This window comes from Campylobacter concisus, from assembly GCF_902460665.1.
Classification (GTDB): domain Bacteria; phylum Campylobacterota; class Campylobacteria; order Campylobacterales; family Campylobacteraceae; genus Campylobacter_A; species Campylobacter_A concisus_AL.
The window spans coordinates 34,565-55,339 of sequence record NZ_CABPUR010000002.1 but is presented as its reverse complement, the minus strand read 5'-3'; the positions used below and the strand labels follow the sequence as shown (position 1 = coordinate 55,339).

General features: G+C 36.7%; 27 protein-coding genes. 16 read left to right on the top strand and 11 right to left on the bottom strand.

Features of this window, described 5'->3' with window-relative positions; translation table 11 throughout:
• Positions 1-101: 101 nt before the first annotated feature.
• The 5 genes from F3G66_RS03630 to F3G66_RS03610 are packed head-to-tail and all read right to left on the bottom strand — an operon-like array spanning position 102 to position 4,729.
• Entirely contained in the window at positions 102-1,442 is a 1,341-nt protein-coding gene (locus tag F3G66_RS03630) for a DUF945 family protein (RefSeq protein ID WP_149707182.1), read from the bottom strand.
• Positions 1,439-2,005, bottom strand: a complete 567-nt coding sequence (locus F3G66_RS03625) for a DedA family protein (protein ID WP_149707181.1) — start codon at positions 2,003-2,005, stop codon at positions 1,439-1,441. The genes F3G66_RS03630 and F3G66_RS03625 overlap by 4 nt, the downstream gene beginning before the upstream one ends.
• Entirely contained in the window at positions 2,005-2,601 is a 597-nt protein-coding gene (locus F3G66_RS03620; RefSeq protein WP_149707180.1) for a lipid-binding SYLF domain-containing protein, read from the bottom strand. The genes F3G66_RS03625 and F3G66_RS03620 overlap by 1 nt, the downstream gene beginning before the upstream one ends.
• A 9-nt stretch (positions 2,602-2,610) precedes the next feature.
• Positions 2,611-4,164 carry a ribonuclease Y gene (gene rny, locus F3G66_RS03615; protein ID WP_072594345.1) on the bottom strand — a complete coding sequence of 518 codons (1,554 nt, stop codon included), beginning with the start codon at positions 4,162-4,164 and terminating at the stop codon, positions 2,611-2,613.
• Positions 4,085-4,729, bottom strand: a complete 645-nt coding sequence (locus F3G66_RS03610; RefSeq protein ID WP_149707179.1) for a 5-formyltetrahydrofolate cyclo-ligase — start codon at positions 4,727-4,729, stop codon at positions 4,085-4,087. Before F3G66_RS03610 ends, rny begins: the two co-directional genes overlap by 80 nt.
• A 49-nt stretch (positions 4,730-4,778) precedes the next feature.
• Between F3G66_RS03610 and F3G66_RS03605 the strand changes: the two genes are divergently transcribed.
• The 4 genes from F3G66_RS03605 to radA are packed head-to-tail and all read left to right on the top strand — an operon-like array spanning position 4,779 to position 7,947.
• Entirely contained in the window at positions 4,779-5,411 is a 633-nt protein-coding gene (locus F3G66_RS03605) for a TlpA family protein disulfide reductase (RefSeq protein WP_149707178.1), read from the top strand.
• Positions 5,411-6,277: a signal recognition particle-docking protein FtsY gene (gene ftsY / locus F3G66_RS03600; RefSeq protein WP_149707177.1), complete on the top strand. Its 867-nt coding sequence runs from the start codon at positions 5,411-5,413 to the stop codon at positions 6,275-6,277. The genes F3G66_RS03605 and ftsY overlap by 1 nt, the downstream gene beginning before the upstream one ends.
• On the top strand, positions 6,270-6,632 hold the full coding sequence (locus tag F3G66_RS03595) for a VanZ family protein (protein ID WP_149707176.1): 363 nt from the start codon (positions 6,270-6,272) through the stop codon (positions 6,630-6,632). Before ftsY ends, F3G66_RS03595 begins: the two co-directional genes overlap by 8 nt.
• A complete protein-coding gene (gene radA, locus F3G66_RS03590) occupies positions 6,607-7,947 on the top strand; it encodes a DNA repair protein RadA (RefSeq protein ID WP_103641323.1) in 1,341 nt (446 codons plus the stop codon). The genes F3G66_RS03595 and radA overlap by 26 nt, the downstream gene beginning before the upstream one ends.
• 145 nt (positions 7,948-8,092) lie before the next feature.
• Here radA and F3G66_RS09595 read toward each other — a convergent pair whose 3' ends face one another.
• From F3G66_RS09595 to fliL, 3 genes are all read right to left on the bottom strand, one after another.
• Positions 8,093-8,920, bottom strand: coding sequence for a polyribonucleotide nucleotidyltransferase (locus F3G66_RS09595; protein ID WP_149707175.1), 828 nt, complete (start codon positions 8,918-8,920; stop codon positions 8,093-8,095).
• A gap of 144 nt (positions 8,921-9,064) precedes the next feature.
• Positions 9,065-9,409, bottom strand: coding sequence for a holo-ACP synthase (acpS, locus tag F3G66_RS03580; RefSeq protein ID WP_149707174.1), 345 nt, complete (start codon positions 9,407-9,409; stop codon positions 9,065-9,067).
• Positions 9,406-9,942: a flagellar basal body-associated protein FliL gene (gene fliL, locus F3G66_RS03575; protein ID WP_149707173.1), complete on the bottom strand. Its 537-nt coding sequence runs from the start codon at positions 9,940-9,942 to the stop codon at positions 9,406-9,408. The genes acpS and fliL overlap by 4 nt, the downstream gene beginning before the upstream one ends.
• 58 nt (positions 9,943-10,000) lie before the next feature.
• On the opposite strand from fliL, the gene ybaK reads away from it, so the two are divergent.
• Positions 10,001-10,483, top strand: coding sequence for a Cys-tRNA(Pro) deacylase (gene ybaK / locus F3G66_RS03570; protein WP_149707172.1), 483 nt, complete (start codon positions 10,001-10,003; stop codon positions 10,481-10,483).
• On the opposite strand, the gene F3G66_RS03565 is transcribed toward ybaK, so the two are convergent.
• Both F3G66_RS03565 and F3G66_RS03560 read right to left on the bottom strand, forming a co-directional pair.
• Complete coding sequence (locus F3G66_RS03565; protein WP_149707171.1) at positions 10,472-11,458, bottom strand: SAM-dependent methyltransferase; 987 nt, start codon at positions 11,456-11,458, stop codon at positions 10,472-10,474. The two genes, ybaK and F3G66_RS03565, sit on opposite strands and share 12 nt — an antisense overlap.
• Complete coding sequence (locus F3G66_RS03560) at positions 11,455-12,063, bottom strand: trimeric intracellular cation channel family protein (RefSeq protein WP_149707170.1); 609 nt, start codon at positions 12,061-12,063, stop codon at positions 11,455-11,457. The genes F3G66_RS03565 and F3G66_RS03560 overlap by 4 nt, the downstream gene beginning before the upstream one ends.
• Positions 12,064-12,180: 117 nt before the next feature.
• Between F3G66_RS03560 and F3G66_RS03555 the strand changes: the two genes are divergently transcribed.
• Positions 12,181-12,843: a lipid-binding SYLF domain-containing protein gene (locus tag F3G66_RS03555; protein ID WP_149707169.1), complete on the top strand. Its 663-nt coding sequence runs from the start codon at positions 12,181-12,183 to the stop codon at positions 12,841-12,843.
• Between the two features lie 91 nt (positions 12,844-12,934).
• Here F3G66_RS03555 and F3G66_RS03550 read toward each other — a convergent pair whose 3' ends face one another.
• Positions 12,935-13,144 carry a hypothetical protein gene (locus tag F3G66_RS03550; protein WP_002942234.1) on the bottom strand — a complete coding sequence of 70 codons (210 nt, stop codon included), beginning with the start codon at positions 13,142-13,144 and terminating at the stop codon, positions 12,935-12,937.
• Positions 13,145-13,294: 150 nt separating this feature from the next.
• Here F3G66_RS03550 and F3G66_RS03545 point away from each other — a divergent pair, with 150 nt between their 5' ends.
• The 10 genes from F3G66_RS03545 (at position 13,295) to modD (ending at position 20,441) form a co-directional block, all read left to right on the top strand.
• Positions 13,295-13,741, top strand: coding sequence for a Fur family transcriptional regulator (locus F3G66_RS03545; RefSeq protein ID WP_054196789.1), 447 nt, complete (start codon positions 13,295-13,297; stop codon positions 13,739-13,741).
• Positions 13,742-13,842: 101 nt separating this feature from the next.
• Positions 13,843-14,166, top strand: a complete 324-nt coding sequence (locus tag F3G66_RS03540) for an HMA2 domain-containing protein (protein ID WP_021091233.1) — start codon at positions 13,843-13,845, stop codon at positions 14,164-14,166.
• Positions 14,159-14,809, top strand: coding sequence for a ferritin-like domain-containing protein (locus tag F3G66_RS03535; RefSeq protein WP_149707168.1), 651 nt, complete (start codon positions 14,159-14,161; stop codon positions 14,807-14,809). The genes F3G66_RS03540 and F3G66_RS03535 overlap by 8 nt, the downstream gene beginning before the upstream one ends.
• A 31-nt stretch (positions 14,810-14,840) precedes the next feature.
• Positions 14,841-15,152 (top strand): hypothetical protein, encoded by a 312-nt coding sequence (locus F3G66_RS03530; RefSeq protein ID WP_051288446.1) that lies wholly within the window; start codon positions 14,841-14,843, stop codon positions 15,150-15,152.
• 9 nt (positions 15,153-15,161) lie between these two features.
• On the top strand, positions 15,162-15,476 hold the full coding sequence (locus F3G66_RS03525) for a hypothetical protein (RefSeq protein ID WP_021091246.1): 315 nt from the start codon (positions 15,162-15,164) through the stop codon (positions 15,474-15,476).
• Entirely contained in the window at positions 15,476-15,799 is a 324-nt protein-coding gene (locus F3G66_RS03520; RefSeq protein ID WP_085658618.1) for an oxidoreductase, read from the top strand. The genes F3G66_RS03525 and F3G66_RS03520 overlap by 1 nt, the downstream gene beginning before the upstream one ends.
• Positions 15,783-17,858, top strand: a complete 2,076-nt coding sequence (locus F3G66_RS03515; RefSeq protein ID WP_085658619.1) for a heavy metal translocating P-type ATPase — start codon at positions 15,783-15,785, stop codon at positions 17,856-17,858. Before F3G66_RS03520 ends, F3G66_RS03515 begins: the two co-directional genes overlap by 17 nt.
• A 14-nt stretch (positions 17,859-17,872) precedes the next feature.
• Positions 17,873-19,336: an alanine/glycine:cation symporter family protein gene (locus tag F3G66_RS03510; RefSeq protein WP_223154211.1), complete on the top strand. Its 1,464-nt coding sequence runs from the start codon at positions 17,873-17,875 to the stop codon at positions 19,334-19,336.
• A 12-nt stretch (positions 19,337-19,348) separates the two neighbouring features.
• Entirely contained in the window at positions 19,349-19,606 is a 258-nt protein-coding gene (locus F3G66_RS03505) for a helicase (RefSeq protein ID WP_103625175.1), read from the top strand.
• Between the two features lies 1 nt (position 19,607).
• Complete coding sequence (gene modD / locus F3G66_RS03500) at positions 19,608-20,441, top strand: ModD protein (RefSeq protein WP_149707166.1); 834 nt, start codon at positions 19,608-19,610, stop codon at positions 20,439-20,441.
• Positions 20,442-20,775 lie beyond the last annotated feature (334 nt).

Sequence of the window (20,775 nt, the reverse complement as noted above, 5' to 3'; positions counted from 1 at the left end):
ACAATTGTAAGTTAAAAGAACTTTCTGCTCTGCGTTTTGCAAAACAGAAAGTGAAGTATATAGAAGTGATGCTTAAATACAGATAAAAATCAGGCTAATTTTTAAAAACCCATAAAGAAATTTTGAAGTCCAACTTTTCCATTAAATATAATATCTTTTTTGTTTGGATCATATTTAAATTCACTTATTACTTTTTTGTCTTCTTCTTTAAAATATCCAGCAGATATCAAAGTAGGCTCAACAAAAGCTACTTCTGGTACTAATGTATCAAAAAAATTCGTCAGACTTTCATCGACACTTATTTTTCCACCAAGAGATAATTTATCAAAAATTTCTGACTGATTTGTTCCCTTTTTAAAGCCATTTACTGCTGCATCCAAATTTAGCTTTAAAGCCTTATCTCCTTTTTTAAAGCTTAATGTATCTATTTTTATACTTGGATTCTTTTCTAAGATTTGATCTATTATCTCATCAAAATTTAATCCAGCTAAAACATTATAATTTTCTTCATTATTTAAATTATTAAGCTTGTCTAATACATTATTTAATGCAGGCACATTGATATTTGCGATTTTGCTATCAAAGACAAAATCTGTATATTTTACTTTATCAACTGCTACTATACCTATTTTTATAACATCGTCTGATCTTCCAAGATCATTTGAGATTTCAAATTTTGAGTCATACTTAAAGTCATCTATCAAAATATTACTTACATCATTAGATGCGAAAGACACCCTTTTAAATTTAACTTTTGCTAGATAAGGTACAAGCTGACTCTCTAAAATTTTTGAAATCTTAACTGGCTCTTTATAACTTGAGTCAACATAAAATCCTTCGATATTTAGATCAATTTTGTTGTATTCACTAACATCTTTCAAAGCGATCTTGTCCGCTTCAACCTTTAAGCTGTTTATACTATCTTTTGAATCAAGCGTCATACCAATCTTTATATCTTTTGTGTTAACGGCAGTTTTTTGCTTATCGTTAAATTCAATATTGCTAAATTTGATATCTACATCTTTATCGCCAGTTAAACTAACTTTTGTTTTAGTTGTTGCAATAACATTTGAACCCATGAATGTTGCGATAATGTTTTTAATCATATCGTTTTGAATAGAAATTTTTGAGTCTATTTCAAAGCCATCTATAAAAGCAAGCGCTGTATGAGAAATTTCATTTTCTACTTTAAAAACCAAATCCTCATTTACATTTTTACCAAATATATTTTCCAAAAGATCTTTTGAAACACTAAAATCAAATGATCCTTTTGAGCCAAAAAAACCTTTTTTGTAATTGTTATTAGAAATTTTAAAGCCCTTAATATTGTTTAGATCATTCACTATCCTTTGATAGTTTTTCTCCACCTCATTTGAAGCAAAATAAACCGCTCCAATGGCCACCATGATAACTACGATTAAAGCAGATATAACCTTTTTCATGCTTTTCTCCTTTTTGTAATATGTTGTAAAAAGAACCAAATTCCAAGCAACAAACAAACCATAGCAAGAGGCATAATATATCCATGCTCACCAAGATAGTCACTTGCACCTACAAAATAATCACCCGCTTTAAAGCTGGCAAATCCGATAATGACCGCCCAAAGTACTGACGAGATCAAATTTATAATGCTAAATTTATAAAATGAATACTTCGTAAGTCCAAGCGCGATAGGGACCAAAGTTTTAACTCCGTAGATAAATTTTTTGATAAATATTATCTTATCGCCATGTTTTTTGGCCAAAATTCCTGTATAAGCAAGCTTTCTTTTATGATTTTTGATATAAGGCATAAGTGAATTTTTATTAAATCTTGCGACATAAAAAATTAGCGTGTCGCCGATTGTATTTGCCACAGCAGCGACAATTATACTAAGAGTGATATCCATCTTGCCAGCAAAACTTAAAATTCCAGCGGCAATTAATGCAACCATACCGCCACCCAAACTATAAAAAAACAATACAATATAGCCATATGTTGATACTGAGTTTATGATATCTTGCATTAATCTCCTAAAAGTTTAGATGCAGAGGCTATTAGCTGTTCATAGGCATAGCCACTTTGCTTTAAAATTTCTTCTCTTGCACTAATGACTGCTCCGCCAAAGCTAGCTCCCGCAAAAAAACCATCATTTGCAGCGTAAGCATAAATATCACTTGAAAATTTAAAATCGCTTACTTTACTGTAATTGCGTCCAATATCGCCAAAAGCTACTGATAGCTTTGTATCAAGCGTAATCTTGGCATCTTTAATATCGTGGATAATGCTATCTTTAAATATAAAAAGCACAAGCGAGCTATCCTCATAACCAAGCTGTATACCGATGCTGCCGCCACTTATGCTAACTGGCAAAATTTCACTTGGCGAGTTAATATTACCGACAACCATGATGCCATCTCCGCCCATGCCACCAACGACAAAACCGACCTTTTTAACACTTGGAAAGATGATCGTTGCTTTTGACTGCTCGATTAGCTCTTTTATAGGAGCGTTTCTAGCGCCTCTCATAGTTGTTATAAACGAGTTTGCCGAGTCTAGCACGAGCTCCTCACTGGCAAAGCCAAGTGATAAAAATAATAAAATTGGAAAAAGAAATTTCATATTTTGCCGTTATTTTGCAAAATCAACAGCACGAGTCTCTCTGATGACGCTTACTTTTATCTCACCAGGATACTGCACCTTGCTCTCGATCTCTTGAGCTATCTCTTTTGCTACAAGCACTGCCTCGTCGTCGTTTATGAGTTTAGCATTTGCGATGACACGAATTTCACGGCCTGCATTTATCGCATAAGCTTGTTTGATGCCATCTTTACTTTTTGCGATATTTTCGATCTCTTCGACACGCTTTAGGAAGCTCTCAAGCACCTCACGCCTTGCACCTGGACGAGCCGCACTTAGTGCGTCAGCTGCGCAAACAGCCGCACTTTCTATACTTGTTGCCTCTTCGTGGCCGTGGTGAGCGTAGATAGCGTTGATAACTACTGGATGCTCTTTGTAGCGTTTGCAAATTTCAGCTCCAAGATCAACGTGGCTACCCTCATACTCGTGAGTTAGCGCCTTACCGATATCGTGAAGTATGCCAGCTCTTTTTGCAAGTTTCTCATCTCCGCCACACTCAGCTGCGATGATACCAGCAAGGTGAGCCACTTCAAGGCTGTGCGCAAGGGCATTTTGTCCGTAGCTTGCTCTAAATTTAAGCTTACCTATCAGTTTTACAATCTCTGGATGAATTTTATTTAAACCAAGATCCATGACGATGTTTTCGCCCTCTTCTTGTATACTTTGCTCAAATTCTTCAGTCACTTTTTTGTGAAGGTCTTCTATCCTTGCTGGCTGAATTCTTCCATCCTCTACCAAAAGCTCAATCACTCTTGTTGCGATCGCACGTCTGTAAAGATTGAAGCTACTTAGTATGATTGCATGTGGTGTGTCATCGATGATAATATCAACGCCAAGCACCATTTCAAGGGTCTTGATGTTACGTCCTTCTTTACCAATGATCCTACCTTTTAGCTCATCGTTTTTAATATTTACGACATTTATCAGACGCTCAGCCGCAAATTCTCCAGCAAATCTTGACGTAGCCTGCGCCAAGATGTAATTAACCCTCTTTTTAGCCTCTCTTTTTGCTTCTTCTTCGTATTTTCTAACGATATGAGCGATATCCGCACGAGACTTCTCCTCGACCTTTTTAAGCACAACCTCTTTTGCTTCTTCTTCTGTTAAGCCAGCAGCGTGCTCAAGCACTCTTATTGCTTCTTCTACTTTATTTTGGTAAGTCGCTTTTAAATTTAAACCCTCTTCGTAAGTTATCTTTGCATCTTGCTTATCTTTTTCAAAAAGCTCTTTACTTTCGTTTAAAAGCTCTTGTTCATTTAGCAAAATTTTCTCTTTTTTGGCTAGTTCATCAAATTTACTTGCATACTCTTTTTGAAGCTTTGTAGTCTTATCGTCGTATCTTTTTTTAGCCTCAAATTCAGCCTCTTGTACTGAAATTTTAGAATTTTTGAGTGTTAGTTCAGCTTCGTATTCTATTGCTTTTGCCTTTGCTTTTGCTTGTTCTAAGAAGATGTTGTAGTTTGCATCATTTATCTTTTTGGCGTATAGATACCCTGCTCCAACGCCTGCCACACCGGCTCCTAAGCCTATTAAAACCTCTATCATTTATTCCTCTTTTTATATAATTTTTATTTGGGGTTATATAAAAGTCTGCTACCGCGTCTTGTGCATTTGAAAGCACATCTTTGGTGTAAAAGTCTTTTATCTCGAGAAAAACTATCCGTTTTGGCTTAATAGGCAAAGAGTCAAAAAATCTATCATAAAATCCTTTTCCATGCCCTATCCTAGCCATAGCTCCATCAACCCCAATCGCTGGAACTACTGCCATATCAAGTCTAACATTATCCATTTTTTTGCCAGATGGCTGTCTGACGTTAAATTTATAAGTTATAAATGGCAGTCGCAATCTTACCACCTTTAAGCTAAGACCTACCATAAAAGGGGCAAAAATTTCACATTTATGTGATAAATTTCGCCTTATTTTAAGCACATCGACTTCATAGTTAAGTGGCAAATAAAACAGTACTTTCTTAGAATTTGTAAAATTTATCAAATTTAAAAGCGTTTTCGTAGCTTTATAGTGCGAGCATTTGGCCTTAAATTTAGTAAGTTTTATCAAATTTGCTCTTGCATTTTTTCTAAATTCATTTTTTTCTAAATTAACGCTCATTTTATGCTCTTTCTTGTATAATCCTGAAATCTTATTCAAAAGGAAATTTATGACATTAAAACGAGCAATTATAACATCACTTTGCATTTTTGCATTTTTTGGATGCGGCGACGAGAACAAGCAAAAAAACGAGCAAAATACAAGCGAACAAACGCAGGGCAAAATTTTAGATAAAAATGCCAGCAAAGATGAAAATTTAAGCAAAGACTCACTCACTCCAAAAATGAGTGAAAGTGCCCAAGAAAACGAGATAAAAGAGATAAATCTAAAGCTACTAAATGGCACAACTATGCAGATTACAAAAAGAAGTAATGGCTTTGATGTAAAAGATGGTAAAAAAGCAACTCTTTACGTATTTTTCGCCACTTGGTGCCCTCCGTGCAAGGCTGAGATCCCACACTTAAACAACCTAAGCGAGAAATTTAAAAACGAACTAGATATCGTTGGTGTGCTACTTGAAGACAAAAGTGAAGATGAAGTAAAAGATTTTGCTCAAAAATATAAAATAAAATACGAAGTAGCGGTTGGCGAGGGGAATTTTTTATTTGAAAAAGCGATGGGCGGCATAAAAGGTTTGCCTGCGTCAGCACTTTTTAAAGCAAATGGTGACTACGTTCAAGGCTACATCGGTCTTGTACCTGAAGAGATGCTTGAAAATGACATAAATAGGGCAACAAAATAATGCTTGATTTTCTAAAAAAAGGCTTTGAGAAGACTTTTGGAGCGATAAGCTCAGCGAAGAAGTCAAAAAAGATAGACAAAGAGAGCTTAGAAGAAATTTTACTTGAAGCTGACGTATCCTATGAGATCGTGGAAGAAATTTTATACTACTTACCGCCACAAGATGAAGTAAGTAGAGCCGATCTAAGGCGCGTTATGAGCAGCTATTTTATCTACGAAAACGAACGTGTGATCGAGCCTGATAAGCCATTTGTCGATCTCATCCTTGGCGTAAATGGCGCTGGCAAGACGACAACCATTGCAAAGCTTGCAAATTTATATAAAAACAACGGCAAAAGCGTTATTTTAGGCGCTTGCGATACATTTAGAGCTGGAGCGATCGAGCAGCTCCACCAGTGGTCAATTAGACTAAATATGCCAATAGTCGCAACACAGCAAGGGCATGATCCTTCGGCTGTTGCTTACGATACGATTAGCTCAGCCCTTGCAAAAGATATCGACCGAGTCATCCTTGACACAGCCGGCAGACTTCAAAACCAGACAAATTTAGCAAACGAGCTAGAAAAGATTGTTCGTATTAGCAAAAAAGCTTATGAAAAAGCGCCACACCGTAAAATTTTGATTCTTGATGGTACGCAAGGTAACGCCGGAGTTGCGCAAGCAAAGGCATTTAACGATATCGTCTCGCTTGATGGTGTCATCATAACAAAGCTTGATGGCACCGCAAAGGGTGGAGCACTATTTGGCGTGGCAAGAGAGCTTGAACTACCTATATTTTATATAGGCGTTGGCGAGAGCATGGATGATATCATCAAATTTAACCCAGACGAATTTTTAGACGAGCTGATGGACGCTATTTTTGAGTAGAGTAAAAATTCTAAGCCGTTTTTGTTTTTTTTTCGCTCTTTTGGCGATCGATTTTCTTGCATTTGCTCCAAAATCTCTTACTATCATCGAAAATTTGTGGGACAAAGCAAACCATTTTTTAGCTTTTTGCGTCCTATACATCCTGCTCTATCTTGGCTATGAGTTTAAAATTTTTAAAAATTTAGCCCTACTTTTAGCCTTCGGAGTGCAAATAGAGCTCGTTCAAGCATTTTTACCAAATAGGAGCTTTAGCTTGCTTGAAGTCGTGGCTGACATGATCGGAGCGGCTTTTGGAGTGATAGTAGTTGAAATTTTAAAAAGGATATATTATGGCAAAAGCAAAGCCAGTTTTTGAGTGTCAAGCCTGCGGTAATCAACAGGCAAAGTGGCTGGGCAAATGCCCACAATGTGGGGCTTGGGATAGCTTTGTCGAGCTTAGCCAGCAAGAGATAAAGATAAGTAAAGAGATAGCAAAAAGCGCTAGCGCACCTAGCAAAGCCATAAGCATAGACGAAGTTAAAATTCAAAATTTCACGAGATTTAGCACCAAAGATAGCGAGCTAGATCTTGTTCTTGGTGGCGGCGTTGTCGAAGGCTCACTCGTTTTAATAGGTGGCAGCCCGGGAATTGGCAAATCAACCCTGCTTCTAAAAATCGGCTCAAATTTAGCAAAAGACGGCAAAAAAACGCTCTATGTAAGCGGCGAAGAGAGCCAAAGCCAGATAAAAATGAGAGCTGATAGGCTAAATGCGGTGGATAAAAATTTATACCTGCTAACTGAAATTTGCCTAGAAGATATCCTGCTAGAGGTGCAAAAGAGCGACTATAAAGTGCTAGTAATCGACTCTATTCAAACGCTTTATAGCCAAAATATAACCTCCGCCCCAGGCTCGATCACGCAGGTTCGTGAGATCACATTTGAGCTAATGAGACTTGCAAAAAACCAAAATATCTGCGTCTTCATTATCGGACACATCACCAAAGAGGGCTCGATCGCAGGGCCAAGAGTGCTTGAACACATGGTCGATGTGGTGCTTTATTTTGAGGGTGACGCGAGCAGAGAGCTGAGAATTTTGCGTGGGTTTAAAAACCGCTTTGGCTCGACGAGTGAGGTTGGTATATTTGAGATGAGCCAGCACGGACTGGTGAGTGCAAATGAGGTATCGAGTAAATTTTTCACACGTGGCGGAGCGATGAGTGGCAGTGCGATCACCATCATAATGGAGGGCTCAAGGGCGCTTAGCATCGAAATTCAGGCACTTGTTTGCGAAAGCGCCTATCCAAAGCGAAGCTCGACTGGCTTTGAGAGAAACCGCCTAGATATGCTGCTAGCACTTCTTGAGCGAAAGCTAGAAATTCCACTTGGGCACTACGACGTCTTTATAAATGTTTCAGGTGGCGTTAAGATAAACGAAACTGCGGCCGATCTAGCCGTCATCGCAGCGATAATCAGCAGCTTCAAAAATCGCCCTATCAGCAAGGATAGTGTTTTTATAGGTGAGCTAAGCTTAAACGGCGAGATAAGAGAAATTTTCAACCTCGATCAACGCTTAAAAGAGGCAAAAACGCAGAAATTTAAAAATGCGATCATCCCAAACAAACCACTTGACACGCAAGGGCTAAAATGCTTTTACGCAAAAGATATCACACAAGTGCTTGAGTGGATGTAAATTTATCTTGCCAGCAACTTAATATCAATACTTTGCTGGCTAAGCCATGTTTTTTGAAATTTATCTTTTACACAAATCTGTGAGCATCTATGCTTTTTCTTTGAAATTTAAATTATAAAAATTCCATTCTTTGCTTATAAAATACCTATGCCTTCTTATCCACTTTAAGCTTTGCCACTTTTTCTAAAATTTCAAACATGCTCTTGCCACTATCAAATTCACTCTTTATAAATTTATAAAGCTCTTTAAATCTCTCATCGGCTTCAAGCTTATAGGTGTGAGATTTTTTAGTAACTTGTATAGGTGTAAATTTCTTCTCTTTGGCGTTGTCTTCTTTTTCAAGATTATCTATATTCTGAACACCTTTTTCGTTTAGCTCTTTTAATATATTAACAGCATTTTTAGCATCTTCGCCAGATAGAGTTAGATCAAATCGCTCTTTTAATACATATTTAGCCCACTCCTCTTTAAACTCATCGATGCTCATATCGCTATCAAGCAGATCAATAGTCCTTGAGTTTTGCACAAATAGCAAATCGCTATTGCCGCGATATTCATTTAAAAATTCATTTACAGTGTATGGGGTATCTCTTAAAATTTTTGGCTTATCATTGTCTGGTTTTGCTTGCTGACCTTGTATATACTCTACAAACAAGCCCTTGCTTTCATTTATGAAATTTTTAAGATCTGATAGCTGCTCGCTTGTAAAGTTAGGATCATAACCTCTAAGCTTTCCTATGATAGTGACTTTTGCTTCATCGCCTTTTGTAAAGCCAGATAGTGGATATATGTGTCTATCGTAAGCCGCAGCTTGAGATTTTCTATCAAGCCCTGCGTATTTAGGAAAGCTCATACCATATCCCATATCGTTATTAAGTATCTCGTTTATATCGTTAAATTTAAAGCCCATCTCTCTTGCTATGTTCTCTCTTGAGAGGTAGTTAGTAGTTGGGAGGTTATTAGAAATTTGCATTTTACTATCCTTAGTTTCTTTAGCTCCATTAAATCTTGATTAAAGATATCGTCTTTTCTTTAAAAAATTTTATAAAAATACGTTTTTTAAATTTATCAGAAGTAGTTAAAAGATATTAAAAAGCTTTGTAAAAATGCATAAATTTTAGACAATCATCACTGCAGCTACGGCAAATCCGCCGTCGTGAGTTATGCTAATGCTTGCTTCTTTGATATTAAAATTTGTATAAATTCTTGGACTAAATTTTATATTTGGTGCGTTTCTTGCGTCTTTGCTGAGCATAATGTCTAAAAAGCCACACTCTTTGCTGATACCCACACCAAGAGCTTTGCTGGCTGCTTCTTTGGCCGCCCAAAATCCAGCCAAAGTCGCATCATTTTTTGCCAGCGTGATCTCGTCATCACTAAGAAATTTTTTTAAAAAAAGCTCGCCATAACGAGCTTTAAGTCTAGAAATTCTATCTATCTTAACGATATCAATGCCTATCATTGCACCACAAAATCAGTAAAAAATATGTTTTTGATGTAGCCATCATTTAGCACTTCATTTAGCTTGCCTACGATCTCGTCTTTTAGCCTATCTTTGCCCTTTGTGGTGCTTACTTCTTCGTAAGTTTTTGACGAAAGTGTCCTGATGATAATGTCTCTTAAAAGTGCTTTTTTCTTATCGAGCTCAGGAGTTAGCAACTCATCGCTTTGTTCCATATCGATCTTGGTTTTAAGAAATCTTGAGCCATTTTCGCTAAGTAAATTTACAATGAACTGATCAAGCGGATATATCGGTCCCATATTTGAATAGTCGTTGCTACTGTGCTTTGCTTTATTTTGAGCTGGCATGGACTGCGTTTGAGTCTGAGCTGGTGCTTGCATCATGTTTGCCTCTTTTGGCTCGTCAGAACTAAGCATCAAAAACGCGACTAGCCCTCCAATAACTAGCAGCAAAACAAATATCGCAATGATAATTATCATTAATGCACCATTGCCACCTTTTTTTGCCTTTTTCTCTTCAACTTCTTCAGCCATCTTTCCTCCTTTAAGTTTTGGCTATAATTATACAAAAAATTCGCAAAAATGAGAAAAAATGATACATAAGACAAATGCTGCCAGAGCTTTAGATAAGCTAAAAATTAATTATGAAATTTTAGAGTATGAAGTTGATTTAAACGATCTTTCAGCCCTCCACGTAGCAGCTAGCACCAAGCAAGATATAAAGCAAATTTATAAAACTATCGTTTGTGAGTGTGAGCCTAAAAATTTCGTTGTTGCTTGCGTACAAGGAGATCTAGAGCTTGACCTAAAGGCGCTTGCTCACGCATGCGGAGCAAAACGCTGCGAGCTTATAAATTTAAAGGATCTAGAAAAAATAACTGGCTATATTAGAGGTGGCTGCTCGCCACTTGCTATGAAAAAGCATTTTGACACATTTATCGACGAGCGAGCAAAAGAGCAAGAGTACGTGCTAGTAAGCGCTGGAGTAAGAGGCAAGCAGATAAAGATAGCTCCAAACGACCTTTTAAAGGCTTGCGAAGCGGGTTACGCTGATATCGCCAGGCTAGCTCTTTAAAAACTCTATAAATTTAAACTTCTCACCTAAAAACTCGGGCGAGAGTAGAAATTTCGCCTGTTTAGCTGCATTTTCATAGGCTTGCTTGCTACCTTTTTCAAGCACTAAAGATAAAATTTCATCCACACCAAGATCGCAAACTAAAGCTTCGTTTTGTTTTTTAAATTTAAGCATCTTAAAGCCAGCCTCACTAAAAACCTCTTTTACTTGCTTAAAGCAAAGGCTATATGTTAGATCCGATCTTTTAAAATATGGCTCAAGGTCTGAAATTTCAAATAAAGAAAAAACTTGATGATCTTTAAAAACTCTTAGGCTAAACTCATTTTTTGGCTCAAATTCACCATAGTCAAAGCTTAAAAATCTAACCTTTTTTGCTGCACTTGCAAGTTGGAGCGCAAATTTAGCGTAGCTAGTTGATATCTCGCCCTTTTTTATGTCAAATTTCTTTGCAAGAGCTATCAAATTTTGATCTGCCTTTTGCCAGTGAAATTTTAGTTCATCATCCACAAAAAGCATATTTTGTCCGTCTATTACTTCACAGCTAAATGCGTCAAGTAGCTCATTTGATATGACAAAAATTTCATCAAACGAGCACTCGCCTAAATTTTCATAGTGTTTTATTTTGATATCATTACCAAAGCGTTTTGCAAAAGTCTCAAGCTGTTTTTTACGCAAAATTTCATGAGGTTCGATAATTATAAACTCTAAATTTGGCAAAATTTCTGGGTTAAGCGTAAAAATCCCTTGCGCAAAATCAGCCAGCATATCGCCAGAGTTTGCGCCAATCTCCACGACCTTACAAGAGCTAGAAATTTCGCCATTTTTAAGCAGCTTTATAAAGTAGTTTGCAAGGCAAGCACCAAAAAGATAGCCAACGCTTACATTTGTATAAAAATCGCCCTTTTTGCCGATATCTACGCCAAATTTATAGTAGTTTTCATTGACCCAGATATCAAAAAACTCGCTAAATTTCATAGATCAGGTAGCTTCCAGCCTCTATAAAATGCAAACATCCTAACTGTAATGCCAGCAGCAAGCAAGAGCATAGTAAAAAATATATTGGTAAGACCTAGATGATATAGCACAAAGTAAGCAAGCCCCACGCCAAGGCTTATCGTGCCGTAAAGTCCGGTGCGTAAAAACCATGGAATTTCATTTAGCAAGATATCTCTTAAGATACCGCCGCCAACTCCGTTAAAAAAGGCGATCATCATGACGCCAAAGATATTGTAGTTGTACTCAATGGCAACCATCGCACCAACAATAGAAAAGCAGATAACATCGATCGCATCGGCGAAGATGAATACAAATTTTCGCTCCAATCCTTCTCTTTTTATGTGTAAATTTGCCACTCTTGAAACAATCAAAATAAAAATGACAACGCTTACTGGCATGTAGTGAGTGAATGAATAAACTGCCCTACCAACAAGCATATCACGCATGATACCGCCACCAAGTGCAGTCAAAAATGCAGACAAAAAGACTCCAAGCCAGTCGCACTCCTTTTTTACTGCAAATAAAAACCCGCTAAGTGCAGCTGATGCGATACCGACGTATTCGACAAAAATTATTAAACTCATATTTTTCCCTTAAAAGGTCGCATTTTATAATGAACTCTCATAAAAAATCATTAATAATATTTTTACCATTAGTTTATTTTAGGCTATAATAACGAAAAATTTAAGGAAGGAATTTTAATGAAAAGACTATTGATCATATTTCTTGCTGGTTTATTTTTCACGCCATACTTAAATGCTGATGTGATCCAAAATCAAAAGCTAAAAAATGCAATAAATATTTTAAACACTTTTGGTGCAAGAAATTTAAAGCCAAACACTAAATTTGAAGGCATAAAAGCGATCGCCATAATCCCTGATGTAACAAAAGCAGGCGCTATCGTTACTGGCTCAACAGGTAAAGGCGTATTTATCGCTAAAAACGATGATGGTGAATGGTCAAGTCCATTTTTTGTAAATTACACATCTGGAAGCATAGGCTTACAGCTTGGTTACAGCTCAGCTGATATGATCATTTTATTTAAAAATTCAGAAGCTTATGCAAATTTATTTAATGCAAAAGATACGATCAGCCTAAAAGCAGAAGCAACTGGTGGCGTTGGTAATGAGGTAGCGATCACAAGTGATTTACCTGAAATTTCAGCATTTGCTGAGGAGCGCGGCAAAACAAGTGGTGCTTTTGTAGGCGTTAGTCTAGATGTGGCAAGGCTAAAAATAAATAGACAAGACACAAATGATTACTATGAGCGAATGTATGATTTTGAAAATATCTACAACAATAGCCCAAAAGCTAGTAAGTACACTCTGAAATTTAAAGAAATAATCTCAAAATACTTCTTATAGCTCAAATTTCTTGGCTCATTAAGTGGGTCAAGAGCTCTTTTTATTTTTACTTTTTTGATTAATTTTATAGAAGTTATGGCTTAGCTTTTTGCTAAACCATAAATAGTGAAACAAAGCGTTTTTTAGGGATTGGAGAAAATTGAGTCATATACTCAAACGCTTCTTCGTAATCGCCATCTGTATATTGTGCAACTTGTTCGATAAGCTCGTAAAGCTCCTCATCGTCCATAGAATCAAAACTGCCTCTATTTTCTAAAACCTCTAACAAAACGGCGTCTAATTCAAGCTCGTCGTAAGTCATTTTATTCCTTAATTTTGATTTAAAAAATGCGACACTATACCAAAACAATCTTATAAAATACTTTACTTGAAATTCGTAAGAAATTTTATGCTTTTTTTATAAGTAAAGTTGTAAAATCCTTATATTCATTATCATTTTAGTTAGGTTTTTGTGGATAATTTTGAACTATTTTATAAGCATTTTAAAGAGTTTTTAGAAGCCTTTGGGCAAAAAAGCTCAGAGCTAAAAGAACAAATTTTGCATGTACTTTTTATTAGCAACTCTCATCTAAGCGCTCAAGAAATTTCTTCAGAAATTTACAAAATACACAAGAATGAAATTTCAATGACATCAATTTATTCTTTTTTAAATTTTCTCGAAATGCATCATCTTGCAAACTGCTTTGAAGAAAATGGAGTAAAGAAATTTGAGCTAAATTTAAAATCCTCGCACGATCATTTGATATGTGAAATTTGTGAAAAGATAGTTGATTTTGAAGATGAGATGATAGAGCAAAGGCAAGAGCAAATTTGCAAAGAAAAAAATTTTAGCGAGCAGTCGCATACGATGATACTTTATGGCATTTGCAGTGATTGCCAAGAGAAAAATGGAAATTAAATTTTATCATTTCATTTTACTTTTTGATAATGAAAAACAAAAAAATTTCAGATTTATTTAAGCTGTGAAATAGATAATACACAATTAAAAAAAGGATGAAAATGGATATAAAAACACAAACTTTAGCACAAGTTGCAAGCTATTTTTCAATGATAGCTCATACAAACGGTAGACTAAGAGTAAGAGTTAGTCCAAAGATAAAAGAGCTAAGTAGTAGCGTAAATTTAGCTAGCCTAGATGATGTGATAGCTCAGATAAATGGTATAAAAAATGTAAAATTTAACAAGCTAATCGGCTCTGTAACGATCGAATACGATCATGAAATTTTTCCAAAAAATCTTTGGGAGGATCTTTTAAAAGGGCAAAATTTGGAAGAGATTTCAACTAGAGTAAATGAAGTTGCAAAAGAAGTGAAATATGCTTAATGAACTTTTAAATGCATCATATACCAGCGAAAAAAACGCACTTAGCTTATATGAAAATTTAGCTTCATTTGGTGATGTCTTTAACGAGATCGCAAATATCAGAAAAAATGCGATCATCTTGATAGAAAAATTTGCGAGCACACATGATTATGAGCTTGCTTGCGAAAATGAAGCTATATTTTTGCCGGCAAAAAATAAAGAAGATGCGCTGATACAAGCTTTAAACTATGAGTTAGAGCTAAATAAAATGTATGAAAAATTTTGTGAAAGCTCAGATGACGAGGAGCTAAAAGATCTATTTTTTAGACTTTGGGCTACTTCAAATAACGAATATATCGCCTCTTTAAAGCAACGCTTAAAAGAAATTTATAGTGGCTGTGAAATAAAAAATGAGCTAAATTTAAATGAAATTTCACAAAATTTTGAGCAAAATGGCATAACAAATATTTTAGAAAACTATCAAAATGACTTTAATGAGATAACTAAAAGCTTGCAAAATATCGCAAGTGGCAAGGCTGATAAAAGCGAGTTAGCAAAGATAACCAACAATCCAAATTTCTCATTTTTTAGCGGACTTGCGCTTGGGGCATTAGGCATTTCAGTAGTTAGTAAAAATTTTAATAAGGATGAAGAAAATGAATAATTTACAAAATCAAACAAAGAAAGGATTTAAAATGGCATTACCATTTTTAGCAGGTTTAGCAGTAGGCGGTTTAGCAATAGCTGCTTGGAATAAAAGAGATAAGATCAAAGAGTACGCCCAAGATGGCTTTGATAAAGGCAAAGAGGCCGCAAAAGATCTTTACAAAAAAGGTAAAAGTGTTGCAAAAGATGCAAAAGACTTTATAGTAAAAGAAGAGAAAAAAGCAAAACGTGGTGCTAAAAAAGTAGAAAAAGAGGCTGAAAAAGTGGTAAAGAAAACAAGAAAACCACGCGCTAAAAAGCCAGCCGCTCCAAAAGCTATCACACCAAACGATATAGCATAAGGATAGAGAATGCAAGAAAATAGTCTTTTTACACTTTCAAGCACAAGGCTTCCATTTGATCACTTCATCAGCGGAGCTTTAATCGCTGGCATGGGTGCAGCTGCACTTGGCTTTAGTGACTATCTAAATAATAGAGCAACTAAAAAAGATGTCGCTAAAAAGATAGCGAAATACGCTGTAACAGGTGGTTTTGTAGGTGCTGTTGGCATTCATGCTTCAAATTTAATAGCACAAAAAAAATATCTAAATGCAGCAGCTTTTACAGCAGCTGGTATCGGCGGTCTTTTGATAGCAGAAAAACTAATAAAATTGGAGAGTAAATAATGAATAACCCTTACATCAACGAAGAAAACGTAGCAAGTGAAACTGCAGCTAACAATGTAGCAGCTACTCAGCCAAGCGCAATCGATAATGCAATAAACAATGCAGCTCAAAATTTACCATTTGTACCTGAAAATTTTAATGCTGCTGGCTTTGTAAAAGGTCTAGTTTTAGGCGGTATCGCAGCTTATGTACTGACTAATCCAAAAGCGCAAGAGTGCGTATTTAAAGCGATTATCAAAGGTGGCGAGCTTATAAATGCTGGCATAGAAGAACTAAAAGAGCGTTTTGAAGATGTCAAAGCAGAACTTGACTCACAAAAATAAGATCACTCTAGCTCACAAGAGTAAAAATAGAGCGAGGTTTATTTGCGAGAGCCTAAACGCTAGAAGCGACGTCAGCGCTATCGAGGCTGCAATCTCAGAGCGAACTGATGCACTAAGTGTTCGTGTAAATAAATACGCAAAAAGCATTATCGTTGAATACGATAAAAACTACGATAAAATTTTAAACTTTATCAAGAGCTATGAATTTCCAACAAAGGCAAAAGATCCAAATTTGCCAAGCAAGGCAAATATCTATAAGGCTGCTGCTGCACTTGGCATAACGCCATTTATGAGTAACAAAACTCTAAAATCAGCCGTGACTCTTTACGCCACAGCTCCAAATCTAATAGAAGGTGCAAAAGAGCTAAGGCATGAGGGTATCACTTCAAAAGTGCTTGAGGCAACTGCCATTGGTACTAGCCTAGCAATGGGCGATCATTTAGCAGCAAATAGCACAAATTTGATGATAAATATCGGCGAATATATGGAAGAAAGTGCTAGCCACAGAAGTGATGATCTCATCAAAGAGCTAGCAAAACCAAATATTGAAGAAGTCTGGGTCGAGAGAAATTTAAATGGTGAAAAGACGCTTGAAAAGGTAAAAACCGAAAATTTAAAAAAGGGCGATATCGTAGTAGTCGGAGCTGGTGAGACGATAGGCGTTGACGGTTATATCGTTGAAGGTAACGCCGATGTAAATCAAGTCTCAATGACCGGAGAGGCTGAACCTATACCAAAAGCTAGAGGCGACCGTGTTATAAGCGGCACTGTTGTCGATGAAGGTAGGATAAAAATTTGGGCTGAAAATGTAGGTAGCGACACAGCGACAGCTAGGATCAAAGAGTACATACAAACTTCGCTCAATGAAAAATCAGCCATTGGTGTAAAAGCGTTAAAACTAGCTGATAAACTTGTGCCTGTTACGCTCTCGCTTGCTGGACTTTCATACATTATAAATAAAAATATGAATAGTGTTGCTAGCGTACTTCAAGCGGACTACTCTTGCGCATTAAAGCTTGCTACACCAGTTGCTTTTAAATCAAGCATCTCAAAAGCAGGCAGAAATGGCATTCTTGTAAAAGGCGCAAAGGCGATTGAGGCTTTAAGCTCAGTTGATACTTTTGTATTTGACAAGACCGGCACTCTGACACACGGACGCCTAAGCGTAGTTGAAATTTACTCATTTAAAGAAGGCTTTTCTCAAAATGATATATTAAATTTAACTGCAAGTGCCGAGGAGCACTACTTTCATCCAGTGGCCGAAGCAATAGTTGAAGCTGCAAACAAGCGTGGTTTTCACCATATTCATCACGATGAAGTTGAATTTATCGTAGCTCACGGCGTAAAAACTGCGATGCACGGCAAAGAGGTGGTTATAGGCAGTAGACACTTTTTAGAAGATGACGAGATGATAAGCTTTAAGGCTCATGAAGCTTTAATAAGCAAAGCATTAAATAGCGGCTTAACCTTACTCTACGTAGGATATGATAAAGAGCTAGTCGGCGTCATCGCTATGAAAGATGATATGAGAGAAAACGCAAAAGATATGGTTAAAAAGCTAAGAAGCCTTGGCGTAAAAGAGGTCGTCATGCTAAGCGGCGACATCAAAAGCAAGGCTGAAGAAGTAGCACGCGAGCTTGGACTTGATAGAGTCTATGCAGAGTGCTTACCAACAGATAAAGCAGCTATCATCGAAGAGCTAAAGAGTGAGGGCAAAAAAGTAGCCTTTGTGGGAGATGGCATAAATGATGCTCCAAGCCTAACTAAGGCAAATGTGGGTATAAGTATGCACAAAGGTGCTGATATAGCTAAAGCGACGGCTGATATAAGTCTTTTAAAAGACGACATCATGAGCGTAGCTCTTGTAAAAGAGCTAGCAAATAAAACAATGGATTTAATTAGCTCAAATTTCCGCTCAACCGTTGGTGTAAACACAGCTATACTCAGTGCTGCAACACTTGGTATGTTAAATCCAATAGCAACTGCCATGCTTCATAATGGCACAACGATTTGGCTTTTATTAAATTCAATGAAGGGCGTAAAATTCAAATCAAAATAAATTTGAAAGGGTAGATGGTGCTTGATAGTTTCTTAAATTTTTTAAACGGCAAAATGGACGTAGCCAACGACTTTTTATATGGATATTTTTTAGTCATTATTCTTGTGGCTACGGGAATTTATTTTAGTTATTTGACTCGTTTTGTGCAGTTTAGGATGTTTTTTGAGGCTTGCAGAGTCTTAGTAGAAAAAAAGGACAAGTATAATAAGCACCATTTAACGCCATTTCAAGCACTTATGATCTCGACTGCTTCGCGCGTTGGTATAGGCAATATCGCTGGAATTTCAGCTGCCATCGTCGCGGGCGGTCCGGGTGCTCTTTTTTGGATGTGTTTGATGGCTTTTTTAGGATCAGCTTCAGCTTTTATAGAGAGTACGTTAGCGCAAATTTATAAGACAAAAGACGTTTTTGGATTTAAAGGCGGTCCAGCTTATTACATCAAAAATGGCCTTGGCATAAAGTGGCTAGCTTCACTTTTTGCGGTGATTCTCATCATCACCTACGCGTACGGCTTTAACGGCCTTCAAAGCTACACCATGACATCGGCCTTTGAAATTTACTACGACAAAGCTGGTAGCAACGTTAGCTTTGCACAAAGCGGCCTACCTGTTGGCATCGGCCTTATTCTTACGGCATTTGCGGCGGTAATGTTTTTTAGCAAAAGCCACATCATCGGCAAAGTAAGCTCATACATCGTGCCTTTCATGGCACTTGCCTACATCTCGCTAGCACTTATCGCTATTGTTTTAAATTTCAAAGAAATTCCTGATGTTGTTAAGATGATTTTAGAAAATGCCTTTGATTTTAAAGCGATATTTGGCGGATTTGCCGGCAGCGTGATCGTAATAGGCATCAAAAGAGGCCTTTTCTCAAACGAAGCTGGCATGGGCTCAGCTCCAAACGCAGCAGCCGCAGCACATACTAGCCACCCAGTAAAACAAGGCCTAGTTCAAGCAATGGCAGTCTTTATAGACATGACTATATGTATCGCTTCTGGTATGATCGTGCTATTTTCACAGGCATATCTTACGAAGCAAACTGGCTCAAGTGGCGAGGTGCTAACAGCACTTCCTCTCGTTCAAGCTGCAATGAAAGAGTATTTTGGTGAATTTGGAGTTCATTTTACCACTCTTGCAGTCGTACTTTTTGCCATCACTTCGCTTATTGGCAACTACTACTACGCTCAGGCAAATATGAAATTTTTAACCAAAAACCACAAGCTTACGTTGCTATTTAAGATAACGGCTGTCGTTATGATATTTATTGGTGCTCAAATGAATTTAAAGCTCGCTTGGAATATCGCTGATATCACAATGGCTGCGATGGCAACTATTAACATCATCGCTATATTCTTACTTTCAAAAGTAGTGATAATAGCAGTCAAAGACTACGAAGCTCAAAGAAAAGCTGGGATAAATCCAGAATTTGACCCAGAAAGTCTTGGCATCAAAAATACAAGTTGCTGGAATAAAAACTAAATGGAGAAGAATTTGAAAAACGATACAAAAATAAGTGGCAAACTACTTGACATAAATACTCACAGAAAGGTAGCAAAGGTCGGTATGGGCGTTACTTTAGCGACAGTTTGCTTAACGGCACTTTGCATGAATGGCAGAGGTATGAAAAAATTACACACAGTTTCAGGCATTGCATTTACTTGCTTTGCTCTTTATCATGCTGGGCTTTATGACAATGGAATCTTTAAAAAAATGATAATAAAAGCAAAAAATGAGGCAAAAAAGGCATAAAATGATACTTAGCGACGCAGAAATTCTAAGCTATATAAACGAAGATATACCTTACTTTGATCTTACTACGTCGCTTCAAAATATCGATAAAAAAGCCTCACTTGAAATTTATTCACGCGATGAAATTTGTGTTAGCTGCGTTGATGTGGCCGCAAGTGTTGCAAGGCTACTTGGGTGTGAGAGTGAAATTTTTCTGCAAAATTCTCAAATTTGCAAGGCTGGCGATGTGATCATAAAAATTTATGGCAGCTACGAAGATGTGCATAAAGCTTGGAAGCTAGCTCAAGTCGCACTAGAATATGCTAGCGCCATCGCAACTTATACAAACAAAATGGTAAATGCCACAAAGTGCGTCAATAAAAAATGTGAAATTTTAGCAACCAGAAAGAGCTTTCCATTTGCTAAGAAATTTTGCGTAAAAGCAGTACTTGAAGGTGGCGGTGGCATCCATAGGCTTGGGCTTAGCGATAGTATTTTATTTTTTAAAAACCACATGAAAGCCTACGGTAGCTTTGATAAATTTTTATCGCATTTGCCAGAGTTTAAAGCAAAAATGGCTGAGCGAAAAGTATGCGTTGAAGCTGAAAATTTAGACGAAGTAAGCAAGCTTTTAAAAGCAAAGTGCGACGTTGTGCAATGCGATAAATTTAGTCCAGAGCTCATCGAAAATGTACTCTCTTTAAGAGATGAGATTTCACCAAATACCATTATCCTAGCAGCTGGTGGTATAAATTTATCAAATGCAAAAGATTACGCAAATGCTGATGCGATAGTAACGTCAGCGATGTATTCAAAAGGCGTTGCTGATATCAGCACCAGACTTGAGATTTTGTAAATTTTTACAACGACGATACAGCAAAACATCTATCAAAGTTTAAATTTTATAGAAAATGCATTTTGGCTCTGGAATTTGAACGATACGCAATAAAAAATAGCATTTTTTTATTTCAAATTTATCTCATAGCTACAAGCAAAAATACAAACTAATAAAGTTAAATTTTCTAATTTGTTTTCTCTAAAAAATAAGGACACTTATGTCTTGCTTCACACCACGTGTATAAAACTCAATTAAATTTTAAAATTTATAAGCAAATCACGATTTTAAATTCAGTAACAAACGATAACGAGTGAGTAAAATTTAGAATTTGCCTAGAAATTTTCAAATTCCA